The sequence below is a fragment of the Flavobacterium soyae genome, from assembly GCF_021245985.1.
In the GTDB taxonomy this organism is placed as follows: Bacteria; Bacteroidota; Bacteroidia; order Flavobacteriales; family Flavobacteriaceae; genus Flavobacterium; species Flavobacterium soyae.
Genome location: NZ_JAJQXA010000002.1, coordinates 1 through 24,028 on the forward strand (window position 1 = coordinate 1; position 24,028 = coordinate 24,028).

20 protein-coding genes, 2 tRNA genes and 1 rRNA gene are annotated in these 24,028 nt (G+C 32.5%); 17 read left to right on the top strand and 6 right to left on the bottom strand.

Features of this window, described 5'->3' with window-relative positions:
- Positions 1-14: 14 nt before the first annotated feature.
- From rrf to LUU93_RS02450, 5 genes are all read left to right on the top strand, one after another.
- Positions 15-124: ribosomal RNA gene (rrf, locus tag LUU93_RS02430) — 5S ribosomal RNA — on the top strand.
- Between the two features lie 68 nt (positions 125-192).
- Positions 193-265 (top strand) — tRNA-Phe (locus LUU93_RS02435).
- 6 nt (positions 266-271) lie between these two features.
- Positions 272-357 (top strand) — tRNA-Leu (locus LUU93_RS02440).
- A gap of 108 nt (positions 358-465) precedes the next feature.
- The gene (locus tag LUU93_RS02445; RefSeq protein WP_232677829.1) at positions 466-918 is read left to right on the top strand and encodes a DUF1569 domain-containing protein; all 453 of its coding nucleotides are present in this window, start codon (positions 466-468) and stop codon (positions 916-918) included.
- Positions 919-932: 14 nt separating this feature from the next.
- Positions 933-1,367 carry a nuclear transport factor 2 family protein gene (locus LUU93_RS02450; RefSeq protein ID WP_232677831.1) on the top strand — a complete coding sequence of 145 codons (435 nt, stop codon included), beginning with the start codon at positions 933-935 and terminating at the stop codon, positions 1,365-1,367.
- Position 1,368: 1 nt separating this feature from the next.
- Here the strand turns inward: LUU93_RS02450 and LUU93_RS02455 are convergent, their stop codons facing one another.
- Together LUU93_RS02455 and LUU93_RS02460 are read right to left on the bottom strand one after the other, a co-directional pair.
- Positions 1,369-2,019, bottom strand: coding sequence for an endonuclease III domain-containing protein (locus LUU93_RS02455; protein ID WP_232677833.1), 651 nt, complete (start codon positions 2,017-2,019; stop codon positions 1,369-1,371).
- Positions 2,020-2,065: 46 nt separating this feature from the next.
- Complete coding sequence (locus LUU93_RS02460) at positions 2,066-2,932, bottom strand: alpha/beta hydrolase (protein ID WP_232677836.1); 867 nt, start codon at positions 2,930-2,932, stop codon at positions 2,066-2,068.
- Between the two features lie 118 nt (positions 2,933-3,050).
- On the opposite strand from LUU93_RS02460, the gene LUU93_RS02465 reads away from it, so the two are divergent.
- The 6 genes from LUU93_RS02465 to LUU93_RS02490 all read left to right on the top strand — a co-directional run bounded on the left by LUU93_RS02465 (position 3,051) and on the right by LUU93_RS02490 (position 12,929).
- Positions 3,051-4,478, top strand: a complete 1,428-nt coding sequence (locus LUU93_RS02465; RefSeq protein WP_232677838.1) for a glycogen synthase — start codon at positions 3,051-3,053, stop codon at positions 4,476-4,478.
- The gene (locus LUU93_RS02470; RefSeq protein WP_232677839.1) at positions 4,468-5,748 is read left to right on the top strand and encodes a glucose-1-phosphate adenylyltransferase; all 1,281 of its coding nucleotides are present in this window, start codon (positions 4,468-4,470) and stop codon (positions 5,746-5,748) included. Before LUU93_RS02465 ends, LUU93_RS02470 begins: the two co-directional genes overlap by 11 nt.
- A gap of 62 nt (positions 5,749-5,810) precedes the next feature.
- Entirely contained in the window at positions 5,811-7,715 is a 1,905-nt protein-coding gene (gene glgB / locus LUU93_RS02475; protein WP_232677841.1) for a 1,4-alpha-glucan branching protein GlgB, read from the top strand.
- A 203-nt stretch (positions 7,716-7,918) separates the two neighbouring features.
- On the top strand, positions 7,919-10,318 hold the full coding sequence (locus LUU93_RS02480; protein WP_232677843.1) for a glycoside hydrolase family 31 protein: 2,400 nt from the start codon (positions 7,919-7,921) through the stop codon (positions 10,316-10,318).
- Positions 10,319-10,405: 87 nt separating this feature from the next.
- The gene (locus tag LUU93_RS02485) at positions 10,406-11,218 is read left to right on the top strand and encodes a M48 family metallopeptidase (RefSeq protein ID WP_232677845.1); all 813 of its coding nucleotides are present in this window, start codon (positions 10,406-10,408) and stop codon (positions 11,216-11,218) included.
- Positions 11,219-11,615: 397 nt separating this feature from the next.
- The gene (locus LUU93_RS02490; RefSeq protein ID WP_232677846.1) at positions 11,616-12,929 is read left to right on the top strand and encodes an MFS transporter; all 1,314 of its coding nucleotides are present in this window, start codon (positions 11,616-11,618) and stop codon (positions 12,927-12,929) included.
- Positions 12,930-13,132: 203 nt separating this feature from the next.
- Here LUU93_RS02490 and LUU93_RS02495 read toward each other — a convergent pair whose 3' ends face one another.
- From LUU93_RS02495 to LUU93_RS02510, 4 genes are all read right to left on the bottom strand, one after another.
- Entirely contained in the window at positions 13,133-13,855 is a 723-nt protein-coding gene (locus LUU93_RS02495) for a head GIN domain-containing protein (RefSeq protein ID WP_232677847.1), read from the bottom strand.
- 20 nt (positions 13,856-13,875) lie between these two features.
- Complete coding sequence (locus LUU93_RS02500) at positions 13,876-14,934, bottom strand: DUF4097 family beta strand repeat-containing protein (protein WP_232677849.1); 1,059 nt, start codon at positions 14,932-14,934, stop codon at positions 13,876-13,878.
- Positions 14,918-15,454, bottom strand: a complete 537-nt coding sequence (locus LUU93_RS02505; protein WP_232677851.1) for an anti-sigma factor — start codon at positions 15,452-15,454, stop codon at positions 14,918-14,920. The genes LUU93_RS02500 and LUU93_RS02505 overlap by 17 nt, the downstream gene beginning before the upstream one ends.
- A 91-nt stretch (positions 15,455-15,545) precedes the next feature.
- Entirely contained in the window at positions 15,546-16,100 is a 555-nt protein-coding gene (locus tag LUU93_RS02510) for an RNA polymerase sigma factor (RefSeq protein WP_053474199.1), read from the bottom strand.
- Between the two features lie 247 nt (positions 16,101-16,347).
- On the opposite strand from LUU93_RS02510, the gene LUU93_RS02515 reads away from it, so the two are divergent.
- From LUU93_RS02515 to LUU93_RS02540, 6 genes are all read left to right on the top strand, one after another.
- Positions 16,348-17,043, top strand: coding sequence for a hypothetical protein (locus LUU93_RS02515; RefSeq protein ID WP_232677853.1), 696 nt, complete (start codon positions 16,348-16,350; stop codon positions 17,041-17,043).
- A 235-nt stretch (positions 17,044-17,278) separates the two neighbouring features.
- Positions 17,279-19,732 (top strand): endopeptidase La, encoded by a 2,454-nt coding sequence (lon, locus tag LUU93_RS02520; RefSeq protein ID WP_232677855.1) that lies wholly within the window; start codon positions 17,279-17,281, stop codon positions 19,730-19,732.
- A 208-nt stretch (positions 19,733-19,940) separates the two neighbouring features.
- Positions 19,941-20,960, top strand: a complete 1,020-nt coding sequence (gene porQ / locus LUU93_RS02525) for a type IX secretion system protein PorQ (RefSeq protein ID WP_232677857.1) — start codon at positions 19,941-19,943, stop codon at positions 20,958-20,960.
- Positions 20,961-20,965: 5 nt separating this feature from the next.
- Positions 20,966-21,565, top strand: coding sequence for a murein L,D-transpeptidase catalytic domain-containing protein (locus tag LUU93_RS02530; protein ID WP_232677858.1), 600 nt, complete (start codon positions 20,966-20,968; stop codon positions 21,563-21,565).
- A gap of 256 nt (positions 21,566-21,821) precedes the next feature.
- Positions 21,822-22,514 (top strand): (d)CMP kinase, encoded by a 693-nt coding sequence (gene cmk, locus LUU93_RS02535; protein WP_232677869.1) that lies wholly within the window; start codon positions 21,822-21,824, stop codon positions 22,512-22,514.
- A gap of 69 nt (positions 22,515-22,583) precedes the next feature.
- Positions 22,584-23,960 carry a nucleoside permease gene (locus tag LUU93_RS02540; RefSeq protein WP_232677871.1) on the top strand — a complete coding sequence of 459 codons (1,377 nt, stop codon included), beginning with the start codon at positions 22,584-22,586 and terminating at the stop codon, positions 23,958-23,960.
- The last annotated feature ends 68 nt before the right edge of the window (positions 23,961-24,028 follow it).

Consider the following 24,028-nt stretch of genomic DNA (forward strand, 5'->3'; position numbering starts at 1 on the left):
ACAACTAAAAACCTTAAGGTGGTTATTGCGGCGGGGCTCACCTCTTCCCATCCCGAACAGAGTAGTTAAGCCCGCCTGCGCAGATGGTACTGCATCATTGTGGGAGAGTATGTCGTCGCCTTTCTTTTGAAAACCCTGTTTCCAAGAAACGGGGTTTTTTATTCTAAATTTTGCTTATTTATAGGCAATAAAGGTACCTTAGCTCAGATGGTAGAGCAATGGACTGAAAATCCATGTGTCCCTGGTTCGATCCCTGGAGGTACCACATAATGCTCGGATGGTGAAATTGGTAGACACGCTGGACTTAAAATCCAGTGAACAGCAATGTTCGTGCGGGTTCAAGTCCCGCTCTGAGTACTAAAAACTTCAATTGGCTAGGCTAATTGAAGTTTTTTTTTGCCATAAAACTAATTTTAACAGTAAATTTTATACTTTTACTTTAATGTTTTACCTTATAATTAAACTATGCAAAACGTTTTTCTTAAAGAAGATTGTGATCAATTTATTACTAGAATCAATCAGCTTAAAATAGATTCACAACCATTTTGGGGCAAAATGTCTGTTGATCAGATGCTGGCCCATTGTAATGTAACGTATGAAATGGTCTATGATAATATTCATGCCAAGCCAAATGTTTTTATGAGGTTAATTTTAAAATTATTAGCTAAAAATGCAATAGTAAGCGAAAAACCTTATGCAAGGAATATTCATACAGCTCCACAATTTATTATTGCAGGAGGTCGTGATTTTGAACTGGAAAAAAGCAGATTGATTTCCTATATTTTAAAAACACAAGAATTAGGAGAAAGTGAATTTCAGGGAAAAGAATCTCTTTCTTTGGGTAAATTAAATTCTTCGGAATGGAATAATATGTTTGCTAAACATTTAGAACATCATTTATCTCAATTTGGCGTTTAATTTAAGTTTATTATATGAGAATTTATTTTATTCTATTTTTTCTGCTTTTAGGATTATCATCTAATGCACAGAAACAGGAAGTTCAAAAGGCTATTGAAATATTCTTTGAAGGATTTCATCAAAAAGATTCAGTGAAAATAAAAACCGTTTGTGCGGATAAAATGATTCTGCAATCTATTAGAGAAAGTTCTGTAAAAGGAAACAAATTATCGGATGAAAGTGCAGGTGAATTTTATAAATCTATTGCTACGATTCCGTCAACTATGAAATTTCAGGAGAAAATTTTGAGCTATAATGTTCAAATTGATGGCACTATGGCTCATGTTTGGGCACCTTATGAGTTTTATTTAAACGATAAATTGAGTCATACGGGCGTAAATACTTTCACATTATTTAAAGAAAAAGATTCCTGGAAAATCATTTACTTAATTGATACACGTAGAAAATAATCTAATTTTTTAGAACTACAGTGTTGTAATACAAACATATATCAGTTAGAAGACATTCTTCACATTTAGGTTTTGGTCTGCAGATTTCCCGGCCTAGAAAAGAAATCGCCATCCCAATTTCTGACCATATACTTTTTGGTAAAACTTCCATCAAGTCTTTTTCTGCTTTATTTCCGTCTTTCGCTTCTTTTATTATGCCAATTCTGGGTGCAACTCTTATAACATGTAAATCGGCGATAATACCTTCTGCAGGTTTATTGGTTTCTCTTAAAATTACATTCGCAGATTTTCTTCCAATACCTTTCAAAGCAGTCAATTCAGGCATTGTTAAAGGAATATCTTTGTCATTTTGAATTGTTTTGGCAATTTCCAAAAGCCAATTAGCCTTAGTTGCATTATTTCGAACTTTACTTATGTAAGGAATAAAAGTTTCGAAATCAGTTTTTGATAAACTTGTAAGAGTCGGATATTTTTCAAATAAAGCTGGAGCAATGTTGTTAATATTAGCATCAGAATCCTGAGCTGATAAAACTACCATAACCAAAAGCTGGTAAGTGTTTTGATAATCTAACGGGTGTTTTTTGCCTTTATATTTTTTTAAAATGGGTTTTAATTTAGTTTCCCAATTTAATGTCTTTCCAAATAAATCCATTTTTACTGTTCTTTAGTGTTTGATATTTAAATAGTTATATATAAAGTTAACTATTTTTAATGAATTCTAAAGTTTTTTTAATAACAGTTTGATTCCCAAGTATTTTTCTATGACCCAATCCATCGGTTAAAAATAAGAATCCATTTTGAAGGTTTTCATGAATATGAATTCCTGCTTTTACAGAAACTTCCGGATCATCGTTATCATGAATTACCAATACAGGAATTTTAATTTTTTGCGCAGCTCTGTACGCCGAAAAATCATCCATTTTTAATTGGTATTTATCTTCGAAAAATAGTTTTAAACGTTCGCTGAATTCCTTTTTCAGCTTTAATTTAAAAATAAACTCGTCTAAAATATCTTGTACAATATCTCCGCTTCCAATTATTACAGCTTTATTTACTTTTAAACCATCTTTAATTGCATTTAATACAGACATTCCGCCTAATGAATGTCCAATTGCAAATTCAAAAGGACCAAATTCTTTTTCAATTTCCAAAATAGATGCAATAAACTCAGACATTATGGTTGTTTTTCCTTCTGATTTCCCATGTGCAGGTGCATCAAAACTTATAGTTGAATAGCCATTTTGCAAAAGTTCATCGGCTATTTTAAATAATTGGGTTCCTCTGCCTGACCAGCCATGAACTAGTAAAACTTTACGTTCACTCTGACCATATTGATAAGTGACAACATTTTTATTAATGGCTGGCACGCGAATAATTTTTTGAATGCTTTTACTATCCATTTCAAGTTCACGTTTGGGAACCTTATGTTTTATAGGCGTTGTAAACAGTCTTGCAGCAAATTTAGTTGCTAACTTAGTGGATACAAATGCGCAAATTTTGGCAGATAGTATAATTATCTGTGGAATTTTTAATGATTTAGTAGGATTAATTGCCTTTTTTGCCATTTCAATAAATCTGATTTAGAAGCAGTACTTTGCCTATTTTTTTGCTAAATTTAAAAAAAGATAAAAATAGCATATTAATGATTGTTTCTTGAAAAATAATCACAAATTAATTTCTGAAATGGAGATATTTCATATTAGCGCAGAATGTTATCCAATGGCAAAAGTCGGTGGTTTGGCTGATGTCGTTGGTGCTTTACCAAAGTACCAGGAGAACGCAGGGCATGATGTAAGGGTTGTTGTTCCGGCTTATGATACAAAATTTAGAAATGAAAATAATTTTGACTGTGTGCATTGGGGAACAGTTAAATTGGGAAATTTTAATTTCCCTTTCAGCGTTTTAAAAGAAAGCACAGATAAATTAGGCTACCAATTGTATCTCATTGAAATTAATGAATTATTTAATCGTCCGAATGTATATGGTTATGAAGATGATATTGAACGTTTTTTATCTTTTCAAATTGCAGTTTTAGATTGGATTATCGCCCGAAATAAAATCCCGGATATAATAAACTGTCACGATCATCATACCGGACTAATTCCGTTTTTGCTGCAATTTGCTTATAAATATGGAACATTAAAGGATGTTAAAACTGTTATAACAATTCATAATGGTTTATATCAGGGCTGGTTTGGTTTTGATAAATTATATTATCTGCCGGAATTCGATTTAAAACATGTTGGGTTTTTAGAGTGGAGTAATTCGATTAATTCACTGGCAGTTGGTGTAAAATGTGCCAATGCAGTAACAACAGTTTCTCCGAGCTATTTAAATGAAATCAATTATAATGCAAATGGTTTAGAATCCTTGTTTCAATCCGTTAGAAACAAATCTAAAGGAATTTTGAACGGAATTGATATTGAAGTCTGGAATCCAATAAAAGATCAAATGATTGCAGAAAATTATTCAATAGAAAACTTTGAAATTGGAAAACAGAAAAATAAAGAAAAACTGTGTGACCAATTTGATTTAGATCCTTCAAAGCCTTTGTTTAGTTTTATAGGACGTTTGTTTGAAGAAAAAGGCGGTGATTTACTGCCTCAGGCTTCTGCTTTAGCTTTATCAGAACATTTTGAAGAGATCAATATTTTAATTTTAGGTTCAGGAAACGCTGAAATTGAATCGCAATTAACCCAATTACGTAATGATTATAAAGGAAATTATAATGTTTTTATTGGTTATAACGAAGAATTAGCGCATTTGATTTACGCAGGTTCAGATTATATTTTAATGCCTTCAAGAGTAGAACCCTGCGGTTTAAACCAAATGTATGCTATGCGTTATGGAACAATTCCAATTGTTAGGAGAACCGGAGGCTTACGTGATACTGTTATTGATTTTGGCGATGAAGGAAACGGAATCTGCCACGATCAGGCTTCGGTTGGAGATATTTGTTATTCAATAAATCGTGCAGTTAAATTGTACGACGATAAAATAAATTTTAAGACAGTTTTAAGAAGAGGAATGGCGGCAGACCATTCCTGGGAAAGTGTTTGCCAAGAATATATCGAAATATACAACTTAATAATTCAGCAAAATGAAATTTAAAAAGAAAAATGTAGTTGCCATTATTTTAGGAGGAGGGCAAGGATCACGTTTGTTTCCATTGACAGAAACAAGATCAAAACCAGCAGTTCCGATTGGAGGAAAATATCGATTGGTTGATATTCCAATTTCGAATTGTATCAATTCTGATATTTTTAAAATATTTGTTTTGACACAGTTTAACTCTGCATCTTTAAATGCACATATCAAAAACACTTTTAATTTTAGTATTTTCAGCCAGTCGTTTGTTGATATTCTGGCGGCAGAACAAACTCCCGATAATCCAACCTGGTTTCAGGGAACGGCAGATGCTGTTAGACAATGTATGTCGCATTTTTTGAAACACGATTTTGACCATGCTTTAATTCTTTCGGGCGATCAATTGTATCAAATGGATTTTAACGAAATGCTGGAAGCTCATATTGCCGCTGACGCTGAAATTTCGATTGCAACTCTGCCAGTAAATGCTAAAGATGCTCCAGAGTTTGGAATTCTTAAAACTGATAATGAAAATAATATTCATGCTTTTATCGAAAAACCAAACGCTTCATTGCTGCCTGAATGGGAATCTGAAGTGAGCAAATATATGCAGGAAAAAGGTAAAAAATACCTTGCCTCAATGGGAATTTATATTTTTAATAAACCATTGTTGGAGGAATTAATGGCGAATAAGGAAACAAAAGATTTTGGTAAAGAAATCATTCCGCAAGCTGTTGGAAAACATAAAATATTAAGTTATCAATACGAAGGGTATTGGACAGATATTGGAAACATCGAATCATTTTTTGAAGCTAATATTGGTTTAACAGCTGATATTCCTGAGTTTAATTTATTTGATAACGAAAACAAAATCTTTACAAGACCAAGATTATTACCGCCGTCAAAATTCAGAAATTCAATTATCAATCAATCTTTAATTTCTGAAGGCTGTATCATAAATGCTAAAGAGATTAAAAGTTCGGTAATTGGCATTCGTTCAAGAGTTGGCGAAGGTACTATTTTAGAAAACTGTTATGTTATGGGGAACGATTTTTATCAGGACCTTGATGAGATGAATCATGACAGCAGCATTAATAAAATTCATATTGGTATTGGTGAAAACTGTTTTATAAAAAATGCATTGGTAGATAAAAATGTACGAATTGGAAACAATGTTCACATAAGCGGCGGAAAGCATCTGGACAATTTTACCAATGAATTGTACAGTATTAAAGACGGAATTGTTGTAATTAAAAAAGGAGTTACATTATCGGATAATTTTAGAATAGAATAAAATATCAATTCAATATCAATTCAATATCAATTCAATATCAATTTTTGCCTTAAAAAACAAATATGACTAAAGTAATTACACATTCTCTATTTACTGATTTTGATATTGATTTATTCAAAGCCGGAAAACACTTCAAATTATATGAAAAATTAGGAGCGCATTTAATTGAAGTTAACGGAGTTAAAGGTGTTTACTTTGCTGTTTGGGCACCTACAGCACATTCTGTTTCTGTTGTCGGCGATTTTAATTACTGGACGCAGGGAGAACATCTTTTAAATGTTCGCTGGGATTCTTCGGGAATTTGGGAAGGTTTTATTCCGGATATTTCAAAAGGTGCACTTTATAAATATAAAATCCAATCGAATATTGACGGAATTGTAACTGAAAAAGCAGATCCTTTTGCTTTGTATTGTGAAAAACCTCCGCATACAGCCTCAGTAGTATGGGATTTAGATTATAACTGGAAAGATGAAAACTGGATGCAGAATCGTAAGGAGAAAAATGCTTTAGACAAACCTTATTCTGTTTATGAAGTTCATTTGGGTTCCTGGAAACGAGCAGAACATAATCGGTTTTTAAGTTATTTAGAACTCGCGGATGATTTGGTTAAATACGTAAAAGAAACCGGTTTTACGCATGTAGAATTTATGCCAATTATGGAATATCCTTATAATCCTTCTTGGGGTTATCAATTAACAGGTTATTTTGCGCCGACTTCGCGTTTTGGAAAACCTCAGGATTTTATGGTTTTGGTGGATAGACTGCATCAGGAAGGAATTGGCGTAATTTTAGACTGGGTTCCGTCGCATTTTCCAGACGATGCACATGGTTTAGGTTATTTTGATGGTTCACATTTATACGAACATCCGGATCGCAGAAAAGGATATCATCCTGATTGGAAAAGCTTGGTTTTTAATTATGGAAGAAATGAAGTTCGTGCTTTTTTAATTAGTAACGCTGTGTTTTGGCTTCAAAATTATCACGTTGACGGATTAAGAGTTGATGCTGTAGCTTCAATGTTATATCTTGATTATTCCAGAAAAGAAGGCGAGTGGGAAGCCAATATTTTTGGCGGAAGAGAAAATTTAGACAGCATAAGTTTTCTTAAAGAATTTAATGAAGTTATCTATGCTAATTTTTATGGAGTTCAAACTATTGCAGAAGAAAGTACTTCGTTTCCGATGGTTTCAAGACCAACATTTACCGGAGGATTAGGTTTCGGAATGAAATGGATGATGGGCTGGATGCACGATACTTTAAAGTATTTTCAAAAAGAAACCGTTTATAGAAAATACCATCAAAATGATTTGACGTTTTCGATGACGTATGCTTTTACCGAAAACTTTATGCTTCCGTTTTCTCATGACGAAGTGGTTTACGGCAAAAAATCTCTTATTTATAAAATGCCGGGCGATGAATGGCAGCGATTTGCCAATTTGAGATTATTGTATGGTTATATGTTCACACATCCCGGAACTAAATTATTGTTTCAGGGAGCAGAATTTGGTCAAACTGGCGAATGGAATTTCGAACAAAGTTTAGATTGGCATTTATTACAATATGATTTTCATTCGGGAATAAAGAGATTAATTACAGATTTAAATCAATTGTATAAATCACGTCCAGCATTGTATGAAAAGCAATTTACGGGAGAAGGTTTTGAATGGATAAATTATTCAGATCATCAAAATGCGGTTTTATCTTATATCCGAAAAGGAAACAATGAAGATGAAAACGTGATTATAGTTTGCAATTTCACGCAAGTGGTACGAGAAAATTACAGAATTGGAATTCCGAAAAAAGGTCAGTTAGAAGAGATTTTTAATAGCGACGCTGTAATTTATGGCGGCGGCGGTGTTGGAAACGGAAAATCATTAAAAATTGAATCAAAACCTTATGACGGAAGGGATTTTTCTGTCGAATTAATTTTACCGTCTTTAAGTGTAACCGTTTATTCTTTCGTTTAAATAAAATCTGACAAATATTTTTTACGGTATTATTTTGTCATTTTATCCTTTTTAAATTATCGATTTGTCGATTTTTTGATCTCTAATTAAAGACTCAGTCAGAAAAAACGTTTTCGTGAATAAACCTTTTATTCATAGCCCTTTACTAACTTTTTTCGTATGTTTGAAATAGAGATTATTGTTATAATTAATTCATTGGCGATATGATTACAAACACATCATTAGAATACAAAGGCGATTTATATCCATCAAAGATTGTTTCGTACGAGCATGAAGGAGATTCTATTTTTTTTAATACAGATAATAAAGTAATCTTAAAAGTCACTATTCTTAGAGACAGTTTAATTCGATTTCGCTTTACTACAAAAGGGTATTTCAGCAATGATTTTTCGTATGCAATAGATAAAACCCAGCTTCACGGCTATAATTTTCTTGAACTTACAGAGGAAGAAATCTATTTTCAGATTAGAACCAGTAAAGTAAAATGTAAAATTCAAAAGGCAGATCTTCGTCTTTCAATTTACGATTTAAATGATTTCCTGATTCTTGAAGATGAGCTTGGTTTTCATTGGGAAGAGAGTTATGAATATGGCGGAAATATTGTAAAAATGAGCAAATCTTCTAAAGACGGTGAATGTTTTTACGGTCTTGGAGATAAGGCGACTCAAATGAATTTAAAAGGCAAAAGAGTAGAAAATTTTGCTACAGATCAATATGCTTATCAAAAAGAACAAGATCCTCTTTATAAAGTAGTTCCGTTTTATATTGGTTTACATAACAAACAATCTTACGGTATCTTCTTTGATAATACCTTTAGAACTTTCTTTGATTTTTGTCAGGAAAGAAGAAATGTAACCAGTTATTGGGCAGAAGGTGGAGAAATGAATTATTATTTCATTTATGGCCCTCAAATGCAGGATGTTGTAACGACTTATACAGATTTGACCGGAAAACCGGAACTGCCGCCGCTTTGGGTTTTAGGATATCACCAATGTAAATGGAGTTATTATCCTGAAAGTAAAGTAAAAGAAATCACTTCAAAATTTCGAGAACTTAAAATTCCGTGCGATGCCATTTATCTCGACATTGATTATATGGAAGGCTTTCGATGTTTTACCTGGAATAAAAACTATTTTCCAGATCCCAAAAGAATGGTCGCTGAATTAGCCGAAGAAGGTTTTAAAACTGTTGTAATTATCGATCCGGGAATAAAAATTGATAAAGATTATTGGGTTTATAAAGAAGCTCTTGAAAAAGATTATTTCTGCAAAAGAGCCGACGGACCTTATATGAAAGGAAAAGTATGGCCGGGAGAATGTAATTTTCCTGATTATACAAATCCCGCAGTTAGAGAATGGTGGGCTGGTTTATTTAAAGAATTAGTTTCAGAGATTGGTGTAAAAGGAGTTTGGAATGATATGAATGAACCAGCCGTAATGGAAGTTCCAAATAAAACTTTCCCTATGGATGTTCGTCACTTTTACGACGGAAATCCGTGCAGTCATAGAAAAGCACATAATATTTACGGAACGCAAATGGCAAGGGCAACGTATCATGGCGTAAAACGATTCGCTTATCCAAAACGTCCTTTTGTTATTACAAGATCAGCATATTCTGGTGCGCAGCGTTACACGTCCTCATGGACAGGAGATAACGTAGCAACTTGGGAACATTTATGGATTGCAAATATTCAGGTACAGAGAATGTCAATTTCAGGAATGGGATTTACAGGTTCTGATATTGGAGGATTTGCAGAACAGCCTACGGGAGAATTATACGCACGATGGATTCAGTTAGGTGTTTTTCATCCGTTTTGCAGAACGCATTCATCAGGAGATCACGGAAATCAGGAACCTTGGGCTTTTGATGAAGAAGTAATTAATATTACGAGAAAATTTGTCAGTCTGCGTTACCAATTATTACCGTATTTATATACCATGTTTTGGCAGTATATTGAAGAAGGAGTTCCAATGTTGAAACCTCTGGTTTATTACGATCAGGATGATACGCAAACGCATTATCGCAATGACGAATTTATCTTTGGTAATCAAATTTTAGTATGTCCAATACTTGAACCTAATGCTGTAGGCCGACGTATGTATATTCCAAGAGGTGAGTGGTATAACTACTGGACAAATGACTTATTTGTGGGGGGAAGAGAAGTCTGGATTGATACTAAATTTGATGAAATTCCGGTTTTTGTAAAAGCGGGTGCTATTATTCCAAAATATCCGGTTCAGCAATATGTTGGTGAATTGGAATTTGATGAATTAACACTTGATGTTTATTTTAAAAACGGAAAAGAAAAATCTGTAGTTTATGAAGATGCTCAAGACGGTTACGATTATAAAAAAGGCCGTTACAGCTTTTTATCTTTTAGAACAATTGGGAAAGAAAAAGAACTCATAATTCAGCTTCATAAAGAAGGAAAATATGATACGCCTTACAGCAAGTATAAAATTAATTTAATTGGACTGCCTTTTAAAGTAACTGAAATTGAAATCGACAACGAAAAAATCGAATTTGATAAAATCAGCTTTGAATCAAACAATTTCTTAATCGTTGATAAAGAGTTTAATGAGCTTCATATTATAGGTGAATAAGTAAAATTTTGATAGTGTTTTAAATAATTATGTAAGATTTTGAGTGATTTTAATTGTATTTTTGTGTATGTTTAAATTTTTAAGATCATGAAAAAACATTTAATTTCGGGTATTTTTGCTGCTGTTTTAGTCTGCAGTTGTGCAACCAATCCTATAACTGGAAAGCAAAATTTAAATTTTGTTTCGAACAGTGAATTATTCCCATCTTCTTTTCAGCAATACAGCCAGTTTTTAACTGAGAATAAAGTAATAACCGGTACAGCAGATGCAAAACGTGTTGAAACTGTTGGATTTAAAATTAAAGCTGCTGCCGAAAAATATTTAACTTATTTGGGTCAGTCACAATATTTAAAAGATTACCGCTGGGAATACAAACTGGTTGATAATAAAGAGGTTAACGCTTGGTGTTTGCCGGGAGGAAAAATCGTAGTTTACTCAGGAATATTACCAATAACACAAAACGAATCTGGTTTAGCAACAGTAATGGGACACGAAGTTTCACACGCTTTAGCTAATCATGGAGCACAAAGAATGTCGGCAGCGCAATTACAGCAAATCGGAGGAGCGGCTCTGGGAGCAGCAACAAGCGGAAAATCGGAAGCAACACAGCAAATTTTTGCGCAGGCTTACGGAATTGGATCTGAAGTAGGAGTAATGCTGCCATTTAGCAGAAGTAACGAAAGCGAAGCAGATAAAATAGGTTTAACCTTAATGGCTATTGCAGGTTATAATCCAGATGATGCAGTTGCATTTTGGACCAGAATGTCGGCTAAATCAGGAGGTTCGGGAACACCAGAATTTATGAGTACGCACCCGTCTGATGCTACGAGAATTGCCAATATAAAAGCATTAATTCCAGAAGCCAAGGCTATTGCACTAAAAGTAGGAACGATCAAATAAAAAATATTTCAGAAATAAAGACAGGCTGCCTCAAAGTTGAAGCAGCTTTTTTTATTTTAATATTTCTCTTGTTCCATAGGAACATTTCATTGGTAGAAAATTATATTATTATCATTATTTACGTTCCGTAGGAACGTTTGATTTTGAAATTGTTTTTTAATAATCTAACAATCAAATGTTTCTTTGGAACATATATGCAGCAGGTTACTATTTTTTTCAACCAATGAAGCATTCCTAATGGAAAGGACAAAATAATAGAAAAAGAGTTTCCTCAACTTTTAAGACAGCTTTTTTATGCTTTAATTGTTTATAATTTAATAATGCATGTATTCGATAATTTATATTTGATTATCATAAAAATTGGATAAATTCGTAGCGCATTAACAAAACCATTTCTATGAAAAACCTACAAAAAGGAGACAAGAAATTATTAAATGCCTGGGCATTTTATGATTGGGCAAATTCAGTTTATACACTTACAATTGCATCTGCAGTATTTCCAATTTTTTACGAAGCTTTATTTGCAGAGAGAGATCATTATATTGATGTTTTCGGACTTCATTTAAAAAATTCGGCATTAATTAGCTTTATAACTGCTGCAGCCTTTTTAGTTGTTTCCTTTATTTCACCATTATTATCAGGAATTGCTGATTATGTGGGAAATAAAAAATCCTTCATGAAATTTTTCTGCTATTTAGGAGCGCTTTCGTGTATGGGATTGTATTGGTTTGATCTCGCAAATATTTATGTTGGATTGGCTTTTTATTTTCTTGGATTATTAGGGTATTGGGGAAGTTTGGTTTTCTATAATTCATATCTTCCGGATATTGCTTTTGAAGAACAGCAGGACAGAATTAGCGCAAAAGGATATTCTTTAGGATATATAGGAAGCGTTATTTTGCTGATTATCAATTTAGCAATGATAATGAAACCAGACTGGTTTAATATTTCTGGTCCAGAACCGGCAATGAAAGCAATGCGCTATTCTTTTATAATGGTAGGAGTTTGGTGGATTTTATTTAGCCAATACACGTATTATTATTTGCCAAAAGGAAGTAAAGAAACAACTCAAAAATTAACTAAAGATGTTTTCTTTAATGGATTTAAAGAACTTAAAAAAGTTTGGGCTTCTTTGCAGAATATTATTGCTTTAAAACGTTATTTAGGCGGTTTTTTTGTTTCTAGTATGGCAGTACAGACTGTGATGTTGGTTGCAACTTACTTTGGAGCTCAAGAAATTCAATGGTCATCGCCTGAAGAAAGCCAAAAAGGCTTAATTATTTGTATTTTGCTAATTCAATTAGTTGCTGTTGTTGGTGCAGTTTTAACTTCTAGAGCTTCTGAAAAATTTGGAAATATTCCAACATTGATTTTTATTAACGCAATTTGGGCAGTATTTTGTGCTTTGGCTTATTTTATAACATTACCATTGCATTTTTATGTTATGGCTACTGTTGCCGGATTTGTAATGGGCGGAATTCAGGCTTTGTCACGCTCGACCTATTCAAAATTATTACCTGAAACAGAAGATACAGCATCATTCTTTAGCTTTTATGATGTAGCAGAAAAAATAGGAATTGTAATAGGAATGTGTGTTTACGGAATTATCGATCAAATAACAGGGAGTCCGCGTGCCGCAATTGTTATTTTGGCAATTTTCTTCGTAACCTCAATTTTTCTATTGAGAAGAATACCCAAAAAGGCACTTTAAAATTATATTTAAAGCCGGACATTGATTTTAAAATCATGTGTCCGGCTTTTTTATTTTATAAACTTTAAGTCTAATTTTTGATAATAAACTTTTGCAAGATCCAAGAGTTGAAATAAAAACTCAATAATAAACAAAAAGTCTGCAGTTTTGTTATAATCTGATAGATGAAAAAAGTAGATTATTATTGAGCTTTTATATAATAATTAGGCTTTGGTAATGTTTCCAGACCCGGAAACTTTTACATCGCGTTTTTCAGGATTTCCTGCATATTTAATGTTCCCAGAGCCCGAAACTCTTGCGGTTAATTTTTCATTGCAGGTAACTTTACTGTTTCCTGAACCCGAAACATTTACATCGACATTTTTAGATTTTAAACTTCCGGCATCAATATCCCCGGAACCTGAAAGTTTTGTTATAAAATTATCAGCAGTTCCTTTTAAATGTACATTTCCTGAACCGCTCAAATTAAGCTCGAATTCATTAGAATCAATTGCTAAATTAAAGTTTCCTGAACCAGATAATTTAGCTGAAAGTTTGTCGTTTTTAATTACATCTTTAGATTGAATATTTCCTGAACCTGACAAACTTACTTCAGAGATTTTTTCAAACGGAACTGTGATTTCTATATCTTTTCCGCTGCTTGGTCGGATATTTTTAAATGATTCAACGTAAATTTTTAATGTATTGTCTTTCACTTCAACTTTAATTGATGACAGTAAGTTTTCTTCTCCTTTAATCGTAATTTTTTCTTCTTTACCGGCAACAAGATTTACATCAAAAAAGCCCGAAATCTTAATACCGTCATAATCTCCTGTAGTTCTGGTTTCAGTAACAACTTTACCGTTTCCTTTAATTTTATTTTGAGCCTTTGTATTAAAACTTAAAAGAAATACTGTACAAACTAATAATAGAATTGATTTTTTCATAGTCTTGGTTTTTTAGATTGTTAATTTTTTAATACTGATACGCTGCCGTAATTTGTATTAATATTGATTTTATTCTGTCCTTTTTTCTTGTAAAAGCCGCTTATTCTTTTCGTATTACTTTTATTTTCCGAAACCGAAATGTCTAAAGCATTGTCATGCTTAATATTACTGTATCGGCCAGATATATCAAAATCAAAGGCATAGTTTGGATCAAATCCAATTGATATATCTGTATATCCTGAATTTATACTGACATTTCCAGCTTTTTCATTAATGTTTTTTACACTGATTTTACTGTAATTGGTATCGAAATTAAAATTGCTGGAAATTTCACCAATCAAAATGGTTAAATAATTTCCGGAGCCTGATAATGAATTGATCTTTTGAAATTTAAAAGTTCCGTAATTACAGTCATATTTAATATTCTGGCCATCATTTAATGTCACATCGGTATAATTGGCATCAAGGTTAAGATTTCCCGAATCATTAATTTTTAAACCGGAATATCTGGCATCGATAACTCCGTTTTTAATATACTCAATACTTGAATTTTGGCAGTACGCAATTTCAATTCGGTTACTCGGTCCGTTTAATCTTCCGAGCGTTGTTTTTCCGTATTTACAGCTGATATCAGTTGTTCCCTCAATATTCAGTGTCGAAATATTTCCATATTTATTAACCAGTTTTACAGAACCATTTTTAGGAATTTTGATGATATAATTAATTTCAAAACTGTTATTGCTTCCTTTGCTTTTAAGTACCGAGTTTCCTATATTGGTTACCGCAGTTACTAAGCTTTTCAGTGCTGTAATTTCGACATCAATACTATTTAATTTTTCGTTTACCCAGTTTTCGTTTGTGCCATTAACTTTAATGGTAATGTCAAGGTCAATTTTATCTTCATCCCAGGTCGATACTGTGATGTTTCCATATTTGTTATCAATGTCAATTCCTGCATTAGAGTTGACGATATAGGTCTTTTTAATACTTTTTTGTTTGGTAATAAAAGTATCATCATTTGAAAATCCTAAAAAAGGAATCAAAAGCAATAAGATTAGTAAATTATAATGTTTTTTCATTAGATGTGTTTTTTAAATTTTCGTTTTCTTCAATTCGCTTCAAAACCGTCTGCAAAAAAGAAATTCTCGTTTGCAGGTTGCTTATCATGGCGTAAATAATTTGTTTATTTTCTCCATTTTTCTGAGCTTCGTTAATGATTTTTTCATAATCAGCATCAAACACTTTCATTTGTTTTAATGCATCATTTATAATCTGCTCATTTTCCGGTGAATTCTTTTCTTTTAATTTAACCAGCTCATTCTCGATCAAAATAGTAAAGATAGAATCAGTACGTTTGGTTTCCTGCGACGCAAATTTTAGTTCCTTTGATTTTTCATTATTATTGTAAAATACTGATATCCCCAAAAGCACAGCAATTGATGCAGCAATGGCCCAGCCTGCAAAATTCTTTTTTCTTGTTTTTTTATTATTCAATTTGTCTAAGAAATCAATTTGATGATCCAGATTCATTTCATGTATATCCCATTGATTTTCAAACTTTTTAAATAATTGATCTAAATCGTCATTTTCCTTTTTCATATATCCAGATTTTATTTTTTAGAGGTGATATATGGTATCGCCTTTTTATTTATTGGTGTTTGTGTACACAAACTTTTTTTAAGTGGCGATTTCATATCTCCTCTAATTTTTTTCGTAAACTTTCTTTGGCGCGGCTTAAAGTGGTTCTGCAGTTGGCGTAGCTGATATTCAATATTTCGCAGATTTCTTCCTGATCGTAGCCTTCTATATAAAAGAGCGTCAAAACCATTCTGTAATTGTCTTTCAGGCCCGAAATGGTATCTAAAACCTGTTTCACTTTAAGCGAATTCAGATCAATACTTTCAGACAATATAGAATCGTTTTCTTCTATTTTAAAAAGCGTTTTGTTCAGGTCTTCCATCTGGAAAGCATTGTTTTTCTTATAAAAATCAATACTATAATTAATAATGATTTTTTTAAGCCACGCACCAAACGCAACTTCCTGTTTATAATCGTTAATTTTTGTAAAAGCTTTCAAAAAACCTTCCTGCATGACGTCCTGTGCAAAATGCTCATCTTTTACAATTCTGTAAGCCACATTGTACATAGCCTTACAATAACGATTGTAAACTTCGAATTGGGCTTTTTGATTATTGTTTTTACAAAGCGCGATTAATTCTTCGATATTTTGATTAGTTATACTCAAGTAATGGCTGCTAGTTTTTATAATGACTTTGCTTTTTTTAGTTTGTTACAGTTCGAAATATTTTTTCTTGAAATTTTTTAATTAAAATAATATTTTTTAAGCATTTTAAATTTTATTTAGAGCTAAAGTATTGAATATATAAATTGATTACTGAAGTTTTTGTAGTTAAGAATTATTTTGTTAAAAAAAGTAAAATTTAAGGTGTATTTTTTTCTTATTTTTGATTTATCAAAAACAAATAAATACCATGAAAAAACTAAAAAGCATTGCTTTAGTGACACTATTTGTCTCCACATCTTTATTTTTTACATCTTGTGAAAGTGATTCTAATGAAAACGAATCAAACACTTCTACTGGCGATTATTGGCCAACAGCAATTAGTAATCAATGGATTTTAGACCAAAACGGAACAGAAACTTCTATGAAAATTATTGCTTCCGAAAAAGTTAACGGAGATACTTATTTTAAATTTGATCAATTTGCCGGAGCAGGCGGTGGAGCAGAAGGAACTGCAGCTGCATGGATTAAAAAAGTGAATGGCGATTACTATATCAAAATGGATGATGTTGTTTATGATTACGAAGGTATTACTGGTAAAATGACAGGATATGAATTTATTTTTTTTAAAGATTATTTAGACGTAAATAAAACTTGGACAGGAAACTACAGTCAGGAAACGTCATTTAATATTCCAAACTTTCCAAAAGTAAAAACAAATGTCAGCTATACCGGAACAATTTTAGAAAAAGGTGCATCAGCCACAATTAATAATGTTGTTTATAAAGATGTAATTAAATTTAAATTCCACATAGATGCCAAAGTAGAAAACGGAGAGGGTACAAGCTCAACAGATGTAGAATACTGGGTTGCAAAAGATGTTGGTATCATTAAAATGGCAACTGGCAGTACTGTATCACAATTAGTTTCTTATACATTGAAATAATAAATTTACTAATAAATTAAAAAGCCGAAAAATTTTCGGCTTTTTTTATGCTTCAAAATTTCTTAAAAAAAATTAAAACCAAAATTTCAAGTCAGACTATTTTGCATTTGGCATAATGATTGTCTATTTTTATCGCCTATCTTGTAAATGAAACACTTATTAGAAAGAATAACTTTTAAGGCTGTATTTACAAATAGTATTAAACTTTTAATGACAAAACGACTTATATATTATTATGTCAAATCATAAAATACTCACTATTGACAATCTGTCACTTCAAGAATTTGATTCAGAAGCAGAATTAATTCCATTATTAACTCCAGAGGACGAAGAGGAAATGAACAATGAAGAACTTCCTGTTTCTCTGCCAATTTTACCTTTACGAAATACAGTTTTATTCCCGGGAGTTGTTATTCCAATTTCTGCAGGACGAGATAAATCAATTAAATTAATTAACGATGCCAATGCCGGCGGAAAAATTATTGGTGTTGTTTCTCAAATTAATGAAGAAGATGAAGATCCATCAAAAGATGATATTCATAAAATAGGAACTGTTGCACGTATTTTGCGTGTTTTAAAGATGCCTGACGGAAATGTAACCGTTATTTTACAAGGAAAAAAACGTTTTGAAATTGACGAAGTAGTTTCAGAAGATCCTTATATGACAGCTGCAATCAAAGAAGTTTATGAAGAGCGTCCTGATGAAAATGACAGTGAATTTACCGCTATTTTAGATTCTGTAAAAGAATTGGCAATCCAGATTATTAAAGAAAGCCCAAACATTCCGTCTGAAGCTACATTTGCAATTAAGAACATTGAAAGCCAGTCGTTTTTAATCAACTTTGTTTCTTCAAACATGAATTTATCAGTAAAAGAAAAACAAGGTCTTTTATCGATAAATGGTTTAAAAGAGCGCGCTTTAGAGACTTTACGCTATATGAATGTTGAACTTCAAAAATTAGAGTTGAAGAATGACATTCAGTCAAAAGTTCGTTTTGATTTAGATCAGCAGCAGCGTGAATATTTCCTTCACCAGCAAATGAAAACCATTCAGGAAGAATTGGGAGGCGTTTCGCAAGAGGAAGAAATGGACGAAATGGGAATAAAAGCGAAAACCAAAAAATGGGACGAAAAAACGCAGAAACATTTCGAAAAAGAATTATCTAAAATGCGCAGAATGAATCCACAGTCGCCAGATTTTGGAATTCAGCGCAATTATTTAGAGTTGTTTTTAGAATTGCCGTGGGGTGAATATTCTAAAGATAAATTCGATTTAAAATTTGCCCAAAAAGTTTTAGATAAAGATCATTTTGGTCTCGAAGAAGTGAAGAAAAGAATGATTGAGCATTTGGCAGTTTTAAAATTGCGAAATGACATGAAATCACCAATTATATGTTTAACAGGGCCTCCGGGAGTTGGTAAAACTTCTATTGGCCGTTCTGTTGCCGAAGCTTTGGGCCGTGAATATGTACGTATTTCGTTAGGTGGATTGCGTGATGAAGCTGAGATTCGCGGGCATAGAAAAACCTATATTGGGGCAATGCCGGGCCGTATCATTCAAAGTTTGAAAAAAGCAGGAACTTCAAATCCGGTTTTTATTTTAGATGAGATTGATAAATTATCAAACGGAAACAGCGGCGATCCATCATCTGCATTATTAGAAGTTTTAGATCCGGAACAAAACAATGCTTTTTATGATAATTTCCTTGAAATGGGGTATGATTTATCTAAAGTAATGTTTATTGCAACTTCAAACAATATGGCGGCGATTCAGCCTGCTTTGCGTGACAGAATGGAAGTTATCAAAATGTCAGGTTATACTATTGAAGAAAAAGTAGAAATTGCAAAAAGACACCTTTTTCCAAAACAATTAGAAGCACACGGATTAACTGCCAAAGATTTGACTATTGGAAAAAAACAATTAGAAAAAATTGTTGAAGGCTATACAAGAGAATCTGGAGTTCGTAATCTTGAAACTAAAATTGCTCAGGTAATTCGTAATGCTGCAAAAGCTGTTGCGATGGAAGAGGAGTACAACAAAAAAGTTACTGACGAAGATATCGTAAAAGTTTTAGGAGTTCCAAGATTAGAGCGTGATAAATACGAAAACAATGATGTTGCCGGAGTTGTTACAGGTTTAGCCTGGACAAGTGTTGGTGGAGATATTTTATTTATAGAATCATTAATTTCTGAAGGAAAAGGTTCTTTGACCATTACCGGAAACCTTGGAAATGTAATGAAAGAATCGGCTACAATTGCTTTAGAATACATTAAAGCAAATGCTAAAAAGTTAGGTTTAGGAATTGAATTATTTCAAAAATATAATATTCACCTGCACGTTCCCGAAGGAGCAACGCCAAAAGATGGCCCAAGTGCAGGTATTGCAATGCTTACTTCTTTAGTTTCATTATTGACACAAAAGAAGGTTAAGAAAAGCCTTGCGATGACCGGAGAAATCACTTTACGTGGAAAAGTTCTGCCTGTTGGCGGAATTAAAGAAAAAATCCTTGCTGCAAAAAGAGCAGGAATTAAAGAAATTATTCTTTGCCACGAAAACAAAAGCGATATCGACGAAATTAAAGCTGAATATTTAGAAGGGCTTACTTTTCATTATGTAAAAGAAATGAGTGAAGTTCTGGCTTTGGCTTTGACAGATCAAAATGTAAAGAATGCAAAAGCATTGAAATAAACATCAAATTTTAATTTCAATAATTTAAATTCCAAATTCCAATTTTAGTATTGGAATTTGGATTTTTTTTTATTTTCAAACCTGCATTTTGGGATTTAAAACGTGGTATAGTTGTTGAATTACAGGTGGTTATAAAAATTTATTTTATAAGTTATATAATTTTATATTTGTATTTGCGTTATTCCCATATAGGAACGCCACAAAACGAATGCTAAAACAATATGTTTTATTTTTAATGTTATTAGTTTGTACGGTTTCGTTCGGACAAATTGGAGGGCGTTACACCTATCAATTTCTAAATTTAACAGCATCTCCGCGTCAGGCAGCGCTAGGCGGAAAAAATATTACGATTTATGATGAAGATGTTAATCAGGCTATGTCTAATCCCGCAGTTTTAAACGAAGATATGGACAATCATCTAGCCTTAAATTATGGAAATTATTACGGAGAAGCTTCTTACGGAAGTGCTTCGTATGCTTATACTTATGACCGTCATGTGCAGACTTTCTACGCCGGAGTTAATTATATAAACTACGGATCTTTTGAAGGTTACGATGAAAACGGTCAGGCTACATCTGATTTTACCGGAAGTGAAGGTGCGTTGTCATTAGGATACGCTTATAATATCCCTTATACAGACCTGCATATTGGAGCTAATGTGAAGCTAATAACTTCAACTTTAGAAAGTTATAATTCGATTGGTGGTGCAATTGATGTGGGAATTATGTATGAAATTCCAAAAAATAATGTAAATTTGGCCTTGGTAATTCGTAATATTGGTACGCAGTTTACAACGTACTCAGGAATACAGGAAAATTTACCCTTTGAAATCACTGCTGGAGCTTCGCAAGAATTAGAGCATGTTCCTATCCGTTGGCATCTTACTTTAGAGAATTTACAGCAATGGAATATATCTTTTTCGAATCCCGTTCGTGAAGAAACCAATATTGATGGATCAACAAGTAGTGAAAAAGTTTCGTTTGTTAATAATGCCTTGAGGCATGTCGTTTTTGGTGTAGAACTCTTCCCTAAAAAAGCAGTAAATCTGCGTTTAGGATATAATTTTAGAAGAGCAGAAGAATTACGTGTAGAAGAACAGCGTAATTTTTCAGGGGTTTCATTAGGATTTGGATTAAAGATGAATAAGTTAAAGTTTAACTATTCATATTCCAGATACACATTGGCAGGGAATACAAGTCTTTTTGGTTTAATTTTAAATTTTCAGTAATTTATATGAAATTATTCAGTTTATTTTTGTTTATGACAGTAGGCGTTTTTACGGGTTCAAAACACTACTTCAAAGATGAATTTTCTATTACCAGTGTAGAAATCGAAAGAATTAACAACAGGGTAAGCGAAATTAGAAACATGAACATCGATCACAAATACAATACTAAAATTGCATTTTTGGTTGATATGAAAGTACCTTCAGGAAAAAATCGTTTTTTTGTTTACGATTTAGAGAAAAATGAAATTATAGACCAAGGCCTTGTAGCTCATGGTTCTGGCTCTGAAACGGGTATTAACGGAATGCTTAAATTTAGTAATGAACCTAATTCTAACTGCACTGCTCTTGGCAGATATGCAATAGGTAAAAATTATAAAGGTATTTTCGGGAAAGCATATAGATTAGCTGGTTTAGATGAAACGAATAATAATGCTTTAAAAAGAGCAATAGTATTACACTATTATTCTGCAGTTCCGTCTGAAGAGCAAGATTATTACATCAGCCGCAGTAAAGGATGTCCAATGGTCAGTGAAAAATTCTTTAAACGAATAGAAAAAATAATTGATAGTTCTAAGTCGAACATTATCTTAGATATTTATTACTAAAAAAACATTATTTAGAAAATTCTAAATAACATCTTAACAATACACTATTATTACAGAAAGCAGGATAACTTTCTGTAATAATAGTTTTTTTTTGGCAAGATAACAGAAATTGAAAACATTACAATTTGATATCGTTATTGCTGTTTGAAGCATTCAATTTACAGAGAAAGATGTTACATTTGCAGTTATAATTTGGACTATTTGACTGTCGCATATATCGTACTTATTTAGAAAATAAAAATTAAAACATAAAAAATTGAAAAAAATTACAATTGCTATCGACGGGTTTTCATCAACAGGAAAAAGCACTTTGGCAAAACAATTGGCAAAAGAACTTGAATATGTATATGTCGATACAGGAGCAATGTATCGTGCTGTGGCGTATTTTGCAATGCAGAATAAGTTTATAGGAACTGATTTTTTTGATAAAGTATCTTTGATTCAAGTACTTCCAAAAATTCAATTAGAGTTTAAATTTAATGCTGATTTAGGTTTTGCCGAAATGTACTTAAATGGCGAAAATGTTGAAAAACAAATTAGAACTATTGAGGTTTCTAATTTTGTGAGCAAAGTGGCAGAAGTTTCTGAAGTACGTGCAAAATTGGTTGAGCAGCAGCAGCAAATGGGAACTAATAAAGCAATTGTAATGGACGGCAGAGATATTGGAACTGTTGTTTTTCCTGATGCCGAACTTAAAATATTTATGACTGCCAGTGCCGAGACCCGTGCGCAGAGACGTTTTGATGAATTACAGCAAAAAGGCGATAATGTCTCTTACGAAGATGTTTTAAAAAATGTTATGGAGAGAGATTATATAGATACACACCGTGAAGATTCACCTCTCGTAATTGCAGATGATGCGATTGAGATTGATAATTCTTACTTAAATAAAGAAGAGCAATTTGCAGCTGTTTTAGAATTAGTAAATGATGTTGTTAAATTAGATTAATTTTTTGTAGATATTATTTTTAATGGTAGTTTTACGACTTCATTTTTACTAAAAAGACAATTTCATTATATGGGAATTAAAAACAGGTTAATCTTAATGAGCTTTCTTCAGTTTTTTGTTTGGGGAGCCTGGCTTATTACAATTGGGAATTATTGGTTTGGAACCAAAAATTGGGAAGGAACACAATTTGGTTTAGTATTTGGGACCATGGGAATTGCTTCTTTATTCATGCCTACATTAACCGGAATTATTGCCGACAGATGGGTAAATGCTGAAAAGCTTTATGGGATTTTGCATATTGTTTATGCAGCCGTTTTATTTGGAATTGCACACGTTACAACCCCGGATAATTTTATTCTTGTAATGCTTTTGGCAATGTGCTGTTATATGCCGACAATTGCTTTAAGTAACTCTATTTCTTATACTTCACTAAAATTAAACAATAAAAATATCGTAAAAGATTTTCCCCCAATTCGTGTTTGGGGAACTATCGGTTTTATTGTTGCTATGTGGATTACGAATTTAAGCGGGAGTAAAGCAACAGAATATCAGTTTTATATTGCCGGAATTGGCGCTTTAATTCTTGGGATTTATGCCTTTACACTGCCTAAATGTGAGCCGCAGCGTTTGATAAAAGAAAATGCAGCCTGGATAGAAACATTTGGATTAGAATCTTTTAAATTATTCTTGAATTACAAAATGGCTTTGTTCTTTGTTTTTTCTATGTTTTTAGGAGGAGCGCTTCAGTTAACAAATGCTTATGGAGATGTTTTTCTGGATGAGTTTAAACATTTTCCAAAATATGCAGATTCTTTCGTAATTAAATATTCGACTATTATTATGTCGATTTCTCAGGTTTCTGAAACATTATTTATTTTAGCGATTCCGTTTTTCTTAAGACGTTTCGGAATCAAACAAGTAATGCTTATCAGTATGCTGGCTTGGGTATTGCGTTTTGGATTATTTGCTTTTGGAGATCCGGTAAATGGTTTATGGATGATTATTCTTTCTTGTATTGTATACGGAATGGCATTTGATTTCTTTAATATTTCAGGTTCATTATTCGTAGAAAGCAATACCGATTCTAAAATTCGTTCCTCTGCACAAGGATTATTTATGATGATGACTAATGGAGTAGGGGCAGTTTTAGGAAGTTTAACTTCTGGCTGGGCTATTGATCGCTTTTTTACTAAATCATTCAACACAACGACAGAATTAGCTGGATTTTTACAAACCGATACATCAAATGAAAAAATGGCTGAATTTGTAAAAAGTCAAGGAAATTCTATTTCTGCAGACGGTGCTTTTTCAAATCCGGTTTTAATGAAAGACTGGCATACTATCTGGCTGTCTTTTGCATTGTATGCTTTGGTTATCGCAATTGCTTTTGCAATTTTATTTAAACATAAACATGATCCGAAGGAAATTGAGAATTTGAGTCATTAAATAAAAATACTATATCAAACCCAGCAGATTTTGTTGGGTTTGTTTTTTTTTAATCAATGATTAAATTT